General features: G+C 42.1%; 13 protein-coding genes and 1 pseudogene. 2 read left to right on the forward strand and 12 right to left on the reverse strand.

Annotated features, from left to right (window positions below; genetic code table 11):
- The 4 genes and pseudogenes from HMPREF3112_RS06520 to HMPREF3112_RS11445 all read right to left on the reverse strand — a co-directional run.
- Nucleotides 1-182: ATP-binding cassette domain-containing protein (locus HMPREF3112_RS06520; RefSeq protein ID WP_141738659.1), on the reverse strand; the 182-nt coding region annotated here is incomplete at its 3' end.
- 76 nt (nucleotides 183-258) lie between these two features.
- A pseudogene (locus HMPREF3112_RS11935) lies at nucleotides 259-372 on the reverse strand (TIGR01741 family protein); the annotation flags it as partial.
- 79 nt (nucleotides 373-451) lie between these two features.
- Nucleotides 452-1,237, reverse strand: a complete 786-nt coding sequence (locus HMPREF3112_RS06530; RefSeq protein WP_070438760.1) for a hypothetical protein — start codon at nucleotides 1,235-1,237, stop codon at nucleotides 452-454.
- 55 nt (nucleotides 1,238-1,292) lie between these two features.
- A complete protein-coding gene (locus HMPREF3112_RS11445; RefSeq protein ID WP_070438763.1) occupies nucleotides 1,293-2,666 on the reverse strand; it encodes a hypothetical protein in 1,374 nt (457 codons plus the stop codon).
- A gap of 289 nt (nucleotides 2,667-2,955) precedes the next feature.
- Between HMPREF3112_RS11445 and HMPREF3112_RS06540 the strand changes: the two genes are divergently transcribed.
- Nucleotides 2,956-3,714: a peptidylprolyl isomerase gene (locus HMPREF3112_RS06540; RefSeq protein ID WP_070438766.1), complete on the forward strand. Its 759-nt coding sequence runs from the start codon at nucleotides 2,956-2,958 to the stop codon at nucleotides 3,712-3,714.
- Between the two features lie 35 nt (nucleotides 3,715-3,749).
- On the opposite strand, the gene HMPREF3112_RS06545 is transcribed toward HMPREF3112_RS06540, so the two are convergent.
- A complete protein-coding gene (locus HMPREF3112_RS06545) occupies nucleotides 3,750-5,651 on the reverse strand; it encodes a beta-glucoside-specific PTS transporter subunit IIABC (protein WP_070438769.1) in 1,902 nt (633 codons plus the stop codon).
- A 306-nt stretch (nucleotides 5,652-5,957) separates the two neighbouring features.
- Between HMPREF3112_RS06545 and HMPREF3112_RS06550 the strand changes: the two genes are divergently transcribed.
- Entirely contained in the window at nucleotides 5,958-6,593 is a 636-nt protein-coding gene (locus HMPREF3112_RS06550; protein ID WP_064524823.1) for a hypothetical protein, read from the forward strand.
- A gap of 70 nt (nucleotides 6,594-6,663) precedes the next feature.
- On the opposite strand, the gene HMPREF3112_RS06555 is transcribed toward HMPREF3112_RS06550, so the two are convergent.
- The 7 genes from HMPREF3112_RS06555 to HMPREF3112_RS06585 form a co-directional block, all read right to left on the reverse strand.
- Nucleotides 6,664-8,055 (reverse strand): amino acid permease, encoded by a 1,392-nt coding sequence (locus HMPREF3112_RS06555; RefSeq protein ID WP_070438773.1) that lies wholly within the window; start codon nucleotides 8,053-8,055, stop codon nucleotides 6,664-6,666.
- Between the two features lie 167 nt (nucleotides 8,056-8,222).
- The gene (locus HMPREF3112_RS06560) at nucleotides 8,223-8,480 is read right to left on the reverse strand and encodes a DUF896 family protein (protein ID WP_045769030.1); all 258 of its coding nucleotides are present in this window, start codon (nucleotides 8,478-8,480) and stop codon (nucleotides 8,223-8,225) included.
- Nucleotides 8,481-8,492: 12 nt separating this feature from the next.
- The gene (gene glyS / locus HMPREF3112_RS06565; protein WP_070438776.1) at nucleotides 8,493-10,529 is read right to left on the reverse strand and encodes a glycine--tRNA ligase subunit beta; all 2,037 of its coding nucleotides are present in this window, start codon (nucleotides 10,527-10,529) and stop codon (nucleotides 8,493-8,495) included.
- Between the two features lie 282 nt (nucleotides 10,530-10,811).
- Complete coding sequence (gene glyQ / locus HMPREF3112_RS06570; protein WP_002886077.1) at nucleotides 10,812-11,729, reverse strand: glycine--tRNA ligase subunit alpha; 918 nt, start codon at nucleotides 11,727-11,729, stop codon at nucleotides 10,812-10,814.
- A gap of 454 nt (nucleotides 11,730-12,183) precedes the next feature.
- Entirely contained in the window at nucleotides 12,184-13,428 is a 1,245-nt protein-coding gene (locus HMPREF3112_RS06575) for a YkvI family membrane protein (RefSeq protein ID WP_070438779.1), read from the reverse strand.
- A gap of 105 nt (nucleotides 13,429-13,533) precedes the next feature.
- On the reverse strand, nucleotides 13,534-14,682 hold the full coding sequence (gene nagA / locus HMPREF3112_RS06580) for an N-acetylglucosamine-6-phosphate deacetylase (RefSeq protein WP_070438801.1): 1,149 nt from the start codon (nucleotides 14,680-14,682) through the stop codon (nucleotides 13,534-13,536).
- A gap of 84 nt (nucleotides 14,683-14,766) precedes the next feature.
- Entirely contained in the window at nucleotides 14,767-16,398 is a 1,632-nt protein-coding gene (locus tag HMPREF3112_RS06585; RefSeq protein ID WP_002890237.1) for a Na/Pi cotransporter family protein, read from the reverse strand.
- Between the last annotated feature and the right edge of the window lie 70 nt (nucleotides 16,399-16,468).

Here is a 16,468-nt window from a genome sequence, read left to right on the forward strand (position 1 = left end):
CGAACCTCGCCCTTATCCTGCAAAAAAATCCCTGACAAGAGCTTGATAAAAGTCGACTTACCGGCACCATTGCCACCAACGATGGTGAAGATTTCACCTGAATCCGCTTGAAAATCAGGAATGTCTAACACCAACTTCTTGTGAAAACTCTTTTGAACTTGTGAAAATATTATGTTAGTCATTTAAGATAACCCCTAGATTTAGAAGATTCCCTTTAATTTGTTCAATTATTTTTTCAATATCTATAATTTCAGTATTATTAGGAAAATTATATTGCTTTGGAATATAGAGATTGTAGATATACTCATTTTTCCCCTCTTCATTAACACTCTGAGCAATCTCACGAATTTTTTCATTAATTTGTTTTTCCATTTTACCCTCCAATATGGTTTAAAATTGTTTTAACTTCAAGCATTTTGCCATCAATTTCATACATTACTTTAACCACACCCTAACCCAGTATCCTCCTATACTCCTTCGACTTCTCTCCGTACCAGTCCTTAACTGAATAGCCAAACTGCTCTCTATATTGTTCAGAATATTTAAAAAGGTAATAGCCTCGTAGTAAATCAATGGAAAAGACATAAGTCGCAAAGACAAATATTGCTGGCATAATAGGCATCAACACCGCATCAATGTTCCCTCTAGTGTCACTTCCTGTGGAGCGGTCAAAGAGTACAAGCCCAGCTGTAATCCCCGTTCCACCTAAAAAGACCAAGCCATCTGAAATCTTTTCAGTCACAAGAGCTACCATAGGGCTAAACTCTGTCTGATTTTGAAGAGCTTCTTTCAGTTTACGGGGAACCGTTCGAATCAAATAATAAATGGAAAGAAGAAACATAGCTCCCGATAGTATACTGACAATATTTCGTCGTGTCATCATCATTATACCAGCACATACCGTAAAGATAGCGAGTAAGACTACCATGTAAAAGTAGGTGCAAAATTTTAGTTTCATCGGGCTTCTTCTGTGCTTAATCGAAAAGAAAAGATAGACCAAATACATGACTACATAGAAAAGAATGATTGGCCACTGAATCCAAGAAAATGTAGGATCTTGTTCAACGGTCAAGCCCTTTATAAACATGGGTGTGGCAATGGAGAAAAAGTAAATAACAATTGAAGTGATAAACAAGCCAATAAATCGTTTCCAGCTTCCTTTTTGATTGAGCTTTTCTACGGTCTCCTTGGTGACAAGAGACTGACTTTGCTCGAATGTATAATTTAAGAATTTCAATAACTTTCTCCTTTTATCAAGAAAAAACAGGAAGGTTTCCCCTCCTGTTTCTTAATTAATCTTCGCCATCTGGACCTGATTTATAAGTAAGGTAGAATGTATCGTCATCTTCTTTGGTATCAAATGACAAGTAAACACTCTTGAGTTTACCATCTTCAGCATCATAGTCACTGTAAGAAATACTCATTTCTTTTTTGAATTCACCTTGACGAGATGTTGAGATTGTGTATTCTGCACTTGAAGCTTTAGGGTGATCCTTAACGATATCTTCAAGTTTCGTACCATTTGATGGATCAGTGTAATCACCCTTCTTGAGAGCATCAAACTGTTCTTTTGTCCAGTCAGCTTTGTAAGAGCGATCAACTTCTACCTTATCTTGAGGGAATCTACCTGAAGCATATGACAAGATAAATGTACCGTCATATTGTTTCTTAAAGTTTAGGTAAACACTTTCACCATAGTCTTTACCAGAGTAATTCAACTTCATCTCATCGCCAGAGATTTGTGCATCAGAAGCCTTACCATAAGTCTTGATGATAGACTTAACGGTATCCTTACCTGCTTTCAACTTCTTGAACTTAGATTCATTCCAGTCAAATTTAGCATTTTTGTCAATGTAATCGTTGACGTCAGTGCTATCACCTTTTGAATCAGATTTAGAGTCAGATTTTGAATCGCTGTCATTATCTTTTTTGTCAGCGTCATCATCGTCTTTGTCAGCAACTTTTGATGTCTTGCTTGAGCTTGTGTTGTCACTAGCGTTTTGAGAGATTTGGAAAATCAAACCACCAATAGAAACAAAGAGCATGAGACCAGCAACACCTGTTGCGATGATTGAAAGCAATTTCTTGCTTGATTTAAGGCTAAAGACAAGCGAAACAACTGCTACCGCAACTGCGAGGACTGTCAAGATGATGAAGAGCCAAGCAGGACTTACAAACCATGCCAAGACTGCAAAGATTACTGAAAGTGCAATCGCAACGATCGGCAAGATAAGATTGAAAAGAGGTTTATCTGCTGAGCCAGCTGCAGTTGGATTAGGAACCGTTCCAAATCCTTGAGCTGAAGAGATAGGTGCCTTTTCAAACATGTTTGAATCAAATTGTGGTGTTGGTTGTTGCACAGGTGCTTCTGAGAAAGCTTCTGCACCAAATGGCGATTCACTGCTTGCTTGTTCTGCGACGGCATCCTCAGCTGTTTCAGCCACATCTGCGATGTCATCTTGTTCTGCGACTTCTTCAGTAGCAACCGGTTCTGGAGCTACTTCTTCAGCGACAGGTTCGTTAGCTGGTGCTTCTACAGATGCTGCTTGAGCAGCCAAAGCACTTGTATCAAAGTCAGCTGCTTTAGCATCCAAAAATTCTTGGGGGCTAGGCTTACGCCCGTGTACCGACTCAAAGAGTTCAGCCCATTCTGCTTTAGTTGACATAAAAATCTCCTTTTTTCAAGAAATCCAAACAAGAGGTCCCTTCGACTTGGCGAAGTTTTCTATAGTTAGGATTCAGACACCTGTCTCTGATAAGAGCAAGTAGCATGCGTCCTTTCAAAAGTCAGCCCTCACTTTTTAACCTGAGGCAACCTTTTTCCTATATCTAGTCCCATTGTTCATTTTCTTGTTGATAATCCCATTCTACCATATTTAAAGACCTCTGTTAACCGTTTCCCAAAAGGTTTTTTTCTGCTACAATAGTAGGTATAATGCATCAAAGGAGTTATATATGAAAAACATTAAAAAGTACATTCCATTAATTATTGTACTTGTTATCGCAGGCCTAGGTTTTGCCTTTCGTGAGAACATCGCACGCGCCGTTCGTGGAGATGCTTATGTTGATAATAAGATATTCACTAAACAATTAGAAAAAGCCCAAAAATCTGGAAAAGATGCCTTCCCACAGTTGTCAGACAAGGTCGGTAAGGACGAAGCTGAAGTTATCCTCCATACTTCAAAGGGTGATATCACAGTCAAACTCTTCCCTACACTTGCTCCAAAGGCTTCTGAAAACTTCTTGAAACATGCCAAGGACAAATACTATGATGGACTTACCTTCCACCGTGTCATCAAGGACTTCATGATTCAAAGTGGTGACCCTAAGGGTGACGGTACTGGAGGAGAATCTATCTGGAAGAAAGGTTTCGCTGTTGAACCTACACCATTCCTCTACAACATCCGTGGCGCACTTGCTATGGCCAATACTGGTGCTAAGAATTCAAACGGCAGCCAATTCTACATTGTTCAAAACAAGGACGATCAAAGCAAGCAACTAGGAAATGCTGGCTATCCAAAACCTATCGTTGACGCCTACAAAAAAGGTGGTTACCCAGCTGGTGATACCAAATATACTGTCTTTGGACAAGTCATCAAAGGCATGGATGTTGTTGATACCATTGCTAACCTTGAAGTCGATGACAACAGCAAACCAAAAGAAAATGTAACGGTTAATTCCGTTGAAGTCGTGAAAGACTACAAATTCAAATAAACAAAAATCCGAGAAGTTGATTCTCGGATTTCTTTTTATTTAACAGCAGTGAGGAGATAGTCACCAGTGTTAACACGAGCTTCTTTAGTCGTTAAGACATCATCAAAGTCTGCTGTATTAGTCACAATGACTGGTGTGATGACTGGTAATTTAGCGTCTCGGATAGTTGCTAGGTCAAATTCTATAAGTTTTTGCCCTGCTTCTACGACATCCCCTGCCTCCACATAGGTCTTGAAACCTTTACCAGCAAGAGAAACAGTGTCCATACCAATATGGATGAGAAGCTCTGCACCATTTTCAGTTGTCAAACCAATCGCATGACCAGTAGGGAAGACTAAATTAACGGTTGCCTTAGCTGGTGCGACAACTACCCCATCAGTAGGATCAATAGCAATACCTTTACCCATTGCTCCTGAAGCAAAGACTTGGTCAGGTACTTGGTCAAGTGGGACAACATTCCCGATAAGTGGGCTCGCAATAATTTCTTGTTGAATTTCCTTAGGAGCAGGTACAGCTTCTTCAGCTTTTTCCTCAACCTTAGCTGCCCCACCACCGTATAGATTTGGTACTCGGACAAAAAGTTGGATGAGGAAGGCAAGAACACCACCCACAATGGCAATAATAATGGCAAAGATAACTTTAGAAAGGTTACCGTCAGGCCCAATAAGGCTTGGGAAGACAAATACACCCAGACCACCTATTGAATACGTCTTAATATCTAGGGCCATCATGGCAGCCCCCATAAGTCCTGAAACACCACATGAAATGTAGAATGGCGTTTTCATTGGAAGGGTTACCCCATAGATAGCAGGTTCTGTCACCCCAAAAATAGATGAAATGAAGGCTGGCATAGAGATGGTACGGACTTTTTCTTCTTTCGTCTTAAGCATGATAGCCCCCAATACACCTGTTTGCGTGAAACATGGAAGGATAGCTGCTGAAAGAATCGTAGAACTTCCGTTTGTTGCCACATCTAAGATAGCAAGGGGAACAAGCGCCCAGTGCATTCCGAACATAACCAAGACTTGCCATAGGATACCAAGTACAAGACCAAAGACAATCGGACTAAAGTTCATGATTGCTTGGAAAAGACTTGTCAATCCATCAGAGAAAGCATTGGCAATTGGTCCCACCACCAAGAATGTTAATGGTACCGTAATGAGCAATGTAAAGAAAGGTACTACGAAGACTTTAATGACATCTGGAGTAATCTTAGTAAAGAATTTTTGAATGTAAGAAGCCACCCAGATTGCCAAGATAGAAGGCATTACTGTTGAGAGGTAACCCCCTGCAGGAAGCGTAAACGGAATAACCCCTAGAACATGACCTTGACCTGCCTTTTGAAGAGCTGTCACTAGCGTAGCAATATCAGGATAAACAAGTGCTCCTGCAACCGCAATAGCTGTAAACTCATTAACCTTGAAACGACGAGCTGATGTCAAGGCAATCAAGATTGGCAAGAACTGGAAGAAACCATCCCCCGCCGCATTCAAGATAACATACATAGGACTTGTCGCAGCTGACAGGCCACATGCCGCCATGATAGCGACTACCCCTTTGATAATCCCGGCCGCAGCCAATGGACCAAGGAAAGGTTGGAAAATACTTGATACCAAAGATACAAATCGGTCAAAGAGATTACCCTTTGGTGCATCTCCCTCATCAAGATCAAGACTTCCACCTGCTGGAAGACCACCAACCTGGAGGACCTCCGCATAAACATCAGGCACATGGTTACCGATAACTACCTGATATTGTCCACCTGCCTTAACAACAGTAACAACGCCGTCACGGTTCTTAAGGTAGTCATCATCTGCTTTAGATTCATCTTTCAAATCAAAGCGCAAACGTGTCACACAGTGTTTCAAGTTATTGACATTTTCCTTGCCACCAACGTGTTTGATAATGTCCTCAGCTAATTCAGTATATTTAGCCATAGGGGCTCCTTTCTTGTCTAGGATCCTAGTTTTCTTTGAGGCTTTTTCAACGAAAAAAACCTAAATAAATACCAAGAACCAATTGGGATGAGCATACACTACTCCCATTAGTTTTTCGTATTTATCTAGGTTTTGCCTGCTGACCAGTAACAATCCTTTTGCTATGGTTCTATCTTATCAGAGTCCAAACATTTTTGCAAGCCCTTACATAATTGTTTTTTGTTTTTCGAGGTAAATTCTTGACCAAGAGTATAAGTCATGATAAACTATTGTTAGTTTATAAACTAACAGAAAGAGAGTTACACGATGAAAACAAGAGCAATTATTGAATTTAAAGATACATACGCTAGCATGGAATGCCACAAGCTTGGTTACCAAACCAAGGAAACTGCCTTGGCTATTATTTCCCCTACTGGACATATTCTATCAAGTACACCGCTTTTCAGAAAGGCATATGGTTCGAACACTGCTCACATCGACCAGCTTCCTTTCAATATAGATAATCTCAGTATCACAGCAAAAGGTCTCAGTAAGAAAGCCAAAGCCAACTTGGAAGATTGGATTGCCCATACTATCATTCTTCCAATGGACTATGATAAGTACTTTACTAAGCATCTAGAACTTTTGCACCTCCTAGCAGAATCACCTATCGTTGAGTCTGTCCAAGCCTTGACTTATAAGACAGTTAAAATCCATTTTTCTGAAGCACTCAATGATGAGCATATTCGTCAACTACAAGGGTTTATTCTTGCTCAGGCAGGTATTTATAGCTATATTGGGACATCTACAGTTTCAGACCGAAATGCCTACCAGGCTCTTGAATGGGCTAAACTTGATGTTAATGGTCGTTCACACAACGATCATAAGCCTGCTATTTTTCATCGTAGCAAAGGCCTCTTAGGTGGCTTCTTTCACCACGGAAACCAAGAAAGTATTGCATAACTAATAACTGGGACACCTTGTGTCCTTTTTTTGCAACAAAAAACTCACCATAAAGGTGAGCTAAATTGATTTATTTACTGTGTTTCCAGTTACTATAGATACTAAATACGACAATCCAGATGGCTGCTCCAATAGCTCCGACAACTGTTGACTTTTGCAAGAAGAGACAAACAAAGACGAAGATGAAGAAAAGGATAGTCAATGGATTGAGAATCTTGTAGGCTGGCATAAGGAAGCCATCTGCCATGAACTCTTGAGATTTACGGTACTTGAGATGAGCAAGCATGGTCAAGATATAGATAGCGATGTAGACCCCTGATGATGATGCGGTAATCAAAGCAAAGGCATCAGATACACCAGGCAAGACATTGATGAAGGCTGAAACACATACCACAATGGCTGAAACAATGATGGCACGTGAAGGAATACCATTACGTGACAAAGTATCTAGCTTCAAAGCTTTCATGACTTTACTATTTGGTGTTTCCTTAGCAATTTGGAAGAGGTGACGACCTGTAGAGTAAAGTGTTGAGTTCAATGATGAAGCCGCTGCTGTCAAGACAACAAAGTTAATGAAGGCTGCTGCCCACTTGATACCAGCCATTTGGAAGACCGTTACGAACGGTGATTCATTAACTGGAAGTTTTTGCCATGGGAAGATAGCCATGAGGGCAATGAGGGCACCCACATAGAAGATGACAATACGAATCGGAATCTCCTTTATTGCCTTTGGTAAGACCTTACGTGGATTCGCTGTCTCAGAAGTTGTAATCCCTACAAATTCGATGGCTTGATAGGCAAAGAAGACCATTTGGAAGGTCATAACAAAGCTTACCCAACCTTTAGGAAACATCTGGAAGCCGTGTGTAATATTGGCAAGGCTAGCATGTCCAGCAGGCGTTTCAAAGTTGGTTGCTACCATGAAGATACCTGTTGCGATAAGAGCAAGAATGGTGATAATCTTGATCATCCCAAACCAAAACTCAACTTCCCCGAAAATCTTAACCGCAATCAGGTTAACCGAGCTCAGGATAAGCAAGAAGACAATCTGAATCTGCCAGGCAGGCCAACTTGGGAACCAATATTGGACATAAGTTGATACGGCCGTAATTTCTGCCATTCCAAGGAAAATAAGTGATACCCAGTAAGACCAACCCGAGAAGAATCCCCAGCCCTTACCAAGGTATTTGGTAATAAAGTTGATAAAGGTGTGTTGGTCAGGATCCATATAGAGCATCTCACCGATTGCTCGCATCATAAGATACATGAAAATACCAGTCAGTATATATACTAAGATGATTGAAGGTCCTGTTAGGGAGAGGGAACGACCTGCCCCGAGGAAGAGACCTGTACCGATCGTACCAGCGATGGCAATCAGCTGGACGTGACGGTTTTGAAGACCACGCACCATCCCATTCTCAGTCTGGTTGTCGTCGTCTTTATGATGTTGCTTTTGCGACATTTTTTTCACTCCAATTCTATTTAGCACAACTCACTGAATCATGCCATTTTTAACATAACTTATATTTTACCATTTTTGAAATAATTGGTCAAATTTATACAGAATATTCAGAATTTTATGCTTCAAAACAAGGGCTTGGAAACATTCCAAACCCTTGTTCATCGTTATTATGATTCAGGATCATCGAGACTACGGCCATGCAAACCTTTTTCACGTTGTATTTGACGTAGTTTTTCAGGTGTCACATCGTTACCCTCTTCGTCAACCACTTTAATTCCTTCGATATGGTGACGAACTGAGCGACGATAGCCCTCAATGTATTCTTCACGAAGCTTTGCTTGCTCCACTGCTTCTTCTGGAGTCAAACCTTCTGTTTTTTTCTTTTTAGCAAGCTCATTGATACGAGCAATTTTTTTAGGATCCATTCCTTTTCACCTCTATTTTGTATTCAATTGGTTGAAGGCTGCAACAGCATTAGCTTTAGACACAAGACCTGCAAGAAGGGCCAAACGGTTGTTTTTAACAGCTTCATCCTCTGCCATCACCATGGTATTGTCAAAGAAGGCATCGATGACTGGACTAAGAGCAAATAGCTGTGCCAATTTATCACTAGCTGAACCTGTCAATTCAAGATTTTCTGCTGCTTGGGCAAGAGCTTTTTCTTGATCATTTTCAAAAAGACTGGTATCTACTGTCACTGAAGCATCTGCTTTTTCTGCCAAGTTGAAGGCACGTGAGAGTGATTCAACAGCCGCCTTGTAACCATCAGCCTTAGCAGCTTCTGAGAGGGCGTCAGCTGCTTCAAGCATATCCGTAACCACGAAGTTTGAACCAGCAAGAACGGCTTCTTTGATATCTTTTGGTGTGCGTCCCATCATCTTGTCCACACGCGCTTTGATGAAGTTGATGACTTCTGCTTGATTGTCATATGAAAGACTATCAAATGAAAGGGCGTAAAGGCTGTCAATCAACTCATCCATAGGGATATGCCAACCAAAAGCATCCAAGATACGAACAATCCCTTGGGTTGCACGACGAAGCGCATAAGGGTCATTAGAACCTGATGGAATCAAACCAACTGAGAAGAAGGAAAGGAGAGTATCCAATTTATCTGCAAGCGCAAGGATGGCACCAACCTTAGTCTCTGGAAGAGCTCCATCTGCTGAATCAGGAAGGTAGTGCTCACGGATAGCTGTCGCAACCGCAGCATCTTCACCAGCGAGAAGAGCGTATTTCTCACCCATGATTCCCTGCAATTCATCGAACTCTCCGACCATACCAGTCAAGAGGTCAAATTTGTAGATTTCAGCTGCACGAGCTACGGCTGCCGTTTCTTCAGCAGTCAAACCAGCTTGCTCAGCCAAGGAAGCTGCAATGACACCAGCACGGGCCATGTGTTCGGAGAGAGAACCAATTTTTTCATGGAAGGTCACGTGAGCCAATTTAGCAACGAGGTCTTCAATCTTAAGTTTTTGGTCTTCACGCCAGAAGAATTCACCATCTTCGAGACGGGCAACCAAGACTTTTTCATTTCCGCGAACGACATTTTCCAAGTGCTCAGCGTTACCATTACGGACTGAGATGAAGTTTGGTTTGAGCTTACCATCAAGGTCACGTACAACAAAGTAACGTTGGTGTGTTTCCATTGAGGTCACCAAAACTTCTTCTGGAACATCCAAATATTTAGTGTCAAAACTTCCCATAAAGGCAGTTGGGTATTCGACCAAGTTCAAGACTTCATTCAAAAGGCCTTCTTCGATTTGAACTTGAACACCTTGTTCTGCTTCGATAGCTTTGATTTGCTCACGAATCATATTTTCACGTTCTTTGCTATCCGCAATCACGTAAACGGTACGAAGGTCTTCTTCATAAGAATCCGCATTAGTAATTTCCACTTCATGTCCAAGGAAACGGTGTCCACGACTCACACGACCTGACTTGATATCCAAGAAATCAAGGTCGAGCGCTTCATCGCCCAAAAGAACTGTCAAGGTGTGAACTGGGCGAATGTATTCAAAGGTGTTGTTAGCCCAGTGCATGCTGACAGGGAAGGTCAATGAAGCAAGCACTTCTGGAACGCCAGCCAAAACTTCTTTAGCTGGTTTTCCAGCTTCGTGTTTAGTGACATAAACGTACTCTTCACCTTTAACTTCACGGAATTCGATATCGTCAACAGTCAAACCTTTCCCACGGATGAATCCTTGAGCCGCTTTTGAGAAGTTACCTTCTGCATCCAAGGCGATTTTCTTAGAAGGTCCTTTAAAATCTTCGGTCAAATCAGATTGTTGATCAGCCAAACCAATCACACGGACGGCCAAACGGCGTGGTGTTGAGAAGGTTTGAATGCTTTCGTATGAAAGTCGGTTGTCATCCAAGAAGGCTGCCATTTTCTCACCGAGTTGTTTTTCACTTGGTGTGACAACGTAGGCTGGCAACTCTTCAAGTCCAAGTTCTACTAATAAGTTTTTTGTCATGTTTTTTCCTTTACAAAATTCTTCTTGTTGATAGGCACCTTAGGTACTGGGGACGTTGCTAACTAACTTTGTGAGGCTGTAGGAAAATCTTCTGTCTCCTTGACAGCGATTTCCAACAGTCTCATCAAAGTGGATTTAACCAACTGATTTTTGAACCTAACGTTTCAAAAATCCCCATATACCAGTACGGCGGTGCCTATCCCTTTAGCAAGTCTTCGACTTGCCTCTGGGTAGCCATGTGGGCTCACTTTGTTTGCCCATTTTCCATTCTTGTAACTCTTTTTATTCTTCCTCTTCTGCTAGGAGTTTGGCGCGTGTGGCTTCGTCAAGAAGTGGGTAACCAAGTTTCTTACGTTCTGCGACGAAAGTTTTGGCTACGACACGGGCCAAGTTACGGATACGGGCAATGTAGCCGGCACGTTCTGTAACGGATACTGCTCCACGCGCATCTAGCAAGTTGAAGGTGTGTGAACATTTCAAAACGTAGTCATAGGCCGGGTGAACAAGACCCAATTCCAAAGCACGTCCTGCTTCTTTTTCAAATTTTTCGAAGTTTTCAAGAAGCATGTCTTGGTCAGAAACTTCAAAGCTGTATTTTGAGTGTTCATATTCTGGTTGAAGGAAGATTTCTCCGTATTTAACGCCAGGAGCCCACTCGATATCGTAAACAGAATCGACTTCTTGGATGTAAGAAGCCAAACGTTCCAATCCGTATGTGACCTCAGAAGTTACCGGACCAGTTGCCAATCCACCAACTTGTTGGAAGTAGGTGAACTGAGTGATTTCCATACCGTCAAGCCAAACTTCCCAACCAAGACCAGCTGAACCAGTTGATGGGTTTTCCCAGTTGTCTTCAACGAAGCGGATATCGTGCTCCAAAGGATTGATACCCAATTTTTCCAATGACTCAAGGTAGAGTTCTTGGATATTTGATGGTGATGGTTTCATAACCACTTGGAACTGGTGGTGTTGGTAAAGACGGTTTGGGTTTTCCCCGTAACGACCGTCTGCCGGACGACGTGATGGCTCTACATAAGCCGCATTCCATGGCTCAGGACCAATGGCACGAAGGAAGGTGTAAGGACTCATTGTTCCCGCACCTTTTTCATTATCATAAGCCTGCATCAGCATACAACCCTGGTCATTCCAGTATTGTTGCAAAGTAAGGATAATTTCCTGGAAAGTCAATTTTTTAGACATTATTTACTCCTTTTTCTATAATTTCTTGCGACACGAGTCTGCCTCGTCAATCGTACGAGGCAAGACGAGTTAGTACTGCGTCTAGCTCAGGCACCCTAGTGCTGAGCGTGGGGCAGTCCGACTATAAGGAGGTATCTGCCACTGACGCAGTGAAAGGTTAATTTCTTAGACATTGATACTCCTTAATTTAATATTAAATCCGTGACTTAGAATACAAAAAGAACCGTGTCTCTGCTCCTAAGTCAAACGACCTAGGGGCGTCAGAAACGCGGTTCCACCCTAATTTATTACTTCATTTTATCTGTTTGTCTTCAGCTCTTTGCTGAGAGAAAGCGCCACTTGCCTACTTTGCTCTACTTGGCTCTCACTGTCCCAAGCTCGCTAGAAAAACGCCATAAGCCCTTCTTTCTTGTCAGTATTATAGCAGAAATAGAGAAACTTGTAAAATAAAATCCTAATCCTTCTCACTGATCCCCATTTCCTGACGAACATGGGCATGAGCATCCTCATGGAGAATGTCATTATCAATAATTGAGGCTTCTCGAAGTTCTTCGGCTTTTTGCTTGTCCTGATGGGTCAAGTCTTGCTTGGGATCGTAAGCTTTCTCAACGATAGACAAGAGATGATTTCGAATTTCCTTTTCCTTACGAATTTTGGCTTTTTTGCGGTAACTAGCCACAACCAGCACGACCAACATCAGCATTCCCAGATAACCGATAATAGGATACATAACCGCTACCAGTTGTCGGAAGCCCATGAAGGAAATAGCGAAACCAGCAAGGGCAAATGCAGCCACAAAGAATTTGAAGCGTTTATCACTACCTGCTGAGAAGCGTTTGCCTAGAGCATAATAGAGACTAAAGACGGTATTAAAAATCAAACCAAAGATGACTAAGGCGTAGAGCGTCGCAAAGATAGGGTTCACTTCCTTAGCAATAGCCAATATTGGAACATCTGAGCTAGCAATTTTATCACTATTAGCAAAGAGAATCAAGGTCGTGACGAAGAAAATCACACCAACCATAAATCCTCCCCAGGCTCCACTCTTTTCAGCTTCATTGATTTTGAGAATAGAGCCACCCATGACAAAGGCCATGGCTATGGCTGACATGACACAAACGGCAAAATAGTTAACCACAGATAGCCAAATACTCGGAAAAGGAGATTGAATGGTTTGCGACACCTTATCCATCTCAGCAAAATCCCAGTGACGTCCTAAAACATTGGTCACGAATATCATAGCAATCATAACCAAAATCATAGGGGTAAAAACTCCAATAACACCGATGATTTTTTTGAAATCTAGGAAACTCACAAAGATAGTCAGAGCTGTACAAAGGAAAGCACCTACCCAAATCGGAAAGCCGAACTGTTGGTTTAAGTTAGCCCCTGCACCTGCTGTCATCACAAAACCAAACAGGAAACAAGTGATAATCAAAGCGATATCCAAAATACGGTAAATCACAGGATGACTGATTTCTGCCAAGACTACCGAATGATCATCTGAACGGTAATAACTTCCCAGAGCAATCATGAGTCGTCCAAAGCCAACATGCAAGATTCCTAGAACTATAACACCTATTAGTCCCCAGGCTCCAAAACTAACAAAATACTGTAAGAGGTCCTGTCCTGAAGATACTCCTGCACCAATCATTACACCGACATAGGCCAGAGCAATGCTCCAAATACGTTTTGACATATTACCTCCTGTAAAATACAAAGTATTTCTATTTTACACTACTCTGACACCTTTGTAAAAATCAATTAAAAACAGCACCTTCATAAGAAAGTGCTACTTATACTCTTATTTTTCCCAACCTTTTCGTCCATCAACATAGGTTGCTTGTAAGTCCAAGGAGTCATCTAAGACGATAAAATCAGCTGGTAAACCTGCTTTTAGGCTTCCGCAAGTATTTTCAAGCCCAACCGATTTAGCTGGAACACTAGTGGCCATTTGTAAGGCTTGAGCAACTGTCACAAGTCCCCAATCAACCACATGTTTGACACCGTCTTTAAGTTGTAAGATAGATCCAGCTAGATTACCACCTTCTTTGAGGCGGGCGGTACCATTTTCAACAATAACAGGAAGTTCGCCTAACATATAGTCGCCGTCCGGACAGCCTCCCGCTGACATACAGTCTGTAATTAGGGCAACTCCTTGAGGTGCCTTTTGCTTGATAAGAACCTTACAAGCTGCAGGGACCACGTGATGACCATCTGCAATCAGCTCACCAATAGTTTCTGGACTATCGAAGGCTGCACCAACCATACCTGGATCACGGTGGGTAAAGCCACGCATCCCGTTGTAGACGTGAACCCAAACGGACGCCCCGGCTTCCACTGCTGCCATGGCTTCTTCATATGTAGCATTGGAATGACCTAGAGCGATTGTCACACCTTGCTTGGTTGCTTCTTGGATAAATTCAGCTACTCCCTCACGTTCAGGAGCAAGGGCCAATTTAATCAGTTTTCCTTGAGCCGCCTCCTGCCATTCCTTCAATTGTTCCACGCTTGGATTGCCCATATACTTAGGATTTTGAGCTCCCTTGTAGGTTTCAGTGAAATAAGGTCCTTCAAAGAAGAGCCCTTGAATTTTGGCACCAGTCTCCTTACCAACCGTATTAGCTGTTGTTTGGCAAATAGCCTTCAACTCTTCAAATGGCGCCGTTAAAGCTGTCGGTAAGAAGGAGGTCACACCTGCTGAAAGCAAGGCTTGACTCATGCCTAGAAGACTTTCCTCAGAATTATCCATGACATCATAACCCACAAATCCATGAATGTGAGTATCTACAAGACCCGGAGAAATCTGATAATCACTGTAATCTAGCACCTCTGCACCTTCTGGTACATTTTCCGTCCAGTCACCAAAACGGCTATCCTCAACCGCTAGGTAGCCACCTTCCTTGATTTTATGTTCAAAATAAAAACGTTTGGCTGAAATATAATAGGTCATAAGACCACCTCTCATCAATTTTCTATGTTTTTAATACGCTTTCATTATAACAAAAAAGCCGAGAAATTTTCTCGACTTTCTCTATTAAATCACACCTTCTGTAACCTTTTCAACAAGGTTAATCGCATGGTCTGCGATACGTGTGTAATGTGAGAGATAATCAACATAGTTGATACCGGCTTGCGCAGTACACTCACCATTGTTAAGACGTTTGGTATGTATTTTACGCAATTGTTTTTCAAGTTTTTCCAACTCTTCATGGCGAAGGATGACTTGACCTGCAAGTACCTTATCGTCATCTACAACAACACGAATACTATCAAGGGCGATACGGTGAGTACGGTTGTAAACATCCGCAAGCTCAGCCTTGGCAGTATCAGAAAATTCAATTCCCTTATTATGAATGTGTTGTGAAAGGTTTGCACTTGCAACTGCAAGGTCACCAATACGCTCCAAGTCACGAACAGAGTCAAGCACACTTGCCAACACTTCATTTTCAGAAACGCTTAGAGATTCGTTAGAGATGTCAATCAAATAAGTTGTTAACTCTTCGTCAATACTATTAACTGCTGTTTCATACTTCTCAACCTTATCGAAGTATTTTTCATCTCCCTTAGCAAAGAAAGCATAGGAAGCTTCCAAAGACTGGATGGCGTACGATGCCAAGTGCACCAATTCTTTCTTAGCATTACCAAGGGCGATAGCTGGTGCTTGTGTGATAAGCAAACGGTCCAAGTAGAGTGCTTCGTACTTGTTAATCTCATCTTCACCAGGAATAATCTTAGTCACAAGGTAAGCCAAGAGTCCGATGAATGGGAATTGAACAATAGTATTTGCGATGTTAAAAGTACCGTGAGCAAAGGCGATAGTCATCTCAGGTGTCAAACCAAGCACAGACTTAAACCATTGAATCAAGGCTGTGAATGGTACCAAGAGAATCAAACACAAGACCGTCCCGATGACGTTGAACAGTACGTGAGCCCCTGCCACACGTTTAGCTGCAATGTTTGAACCAAGAGCAGCTAGAACCGCTGTGATTGTTGTCCCGATATTATCCCCAAAGAGGATTGGAAGGGCACCTTGCAGGTCAAGCAAACCACCTGAGTAGAGACTCTGAAGAATACCGATGGTCGCTGCTGATGACTGAATCAACATAGTCAAACCAGCACCAATGATAACCCCCATGACTGGGCGATCACCCAAGGTTGCCAAGTAGTCCTTAAAGGCTGTAACTGACTTCAAAGGTTCTACCGCATCTCCCATAAGGTTAAGGGCAAAGAAAATCCCCCCAACACCAAACAAGATACGACCTAGGTTATTAAGCTTCTTATTGCTTGTGAAGAAGAGAAGCGCAGCCCCCAGGAAAATCACTGGAAGGGCATAATCTCCTAGCTTGAAACCAATCATGAAGGAAGTTACGGTTGTTCCGATGTTTGCCCCCATGACAATACCAATAGCCTGACGAAGACTCAAAAGCCCTGCCGAAACCAGACCGACGACAATAACAGTAACCCCTGAACTCGACTGAATCAAGGCCGTCATGACAATACCAATCAAAACCCCTAAAAACGGATTGCTGGTATACTTATCGATGTAAAAGCGCAACTTATCACCGGCTGCCTGCTGAAGACCATCCCCCATGTACTTAATACTAAAAAGGAAAAGTCCCAAACCACCGAGGAAAGAAAACGCAATATCTTGCCAATTTACTGACACATTTTTGTCCTCATTATTTAAAATTTTTCGGTAAAACCGACCTTTCTATTGTATCGATTTATCAGAGAAT

The sequence above is a fragment of the Streptococcus sp. HMSC10E12 genome (genome assembly GCF_001807855.1).
GTDB classification, from domain to species: Bacteria; Bacillota; Bacilli; order Lactobacillales; family Streptococcaceae; genus Streptococcus; species Streptococcus salivarius.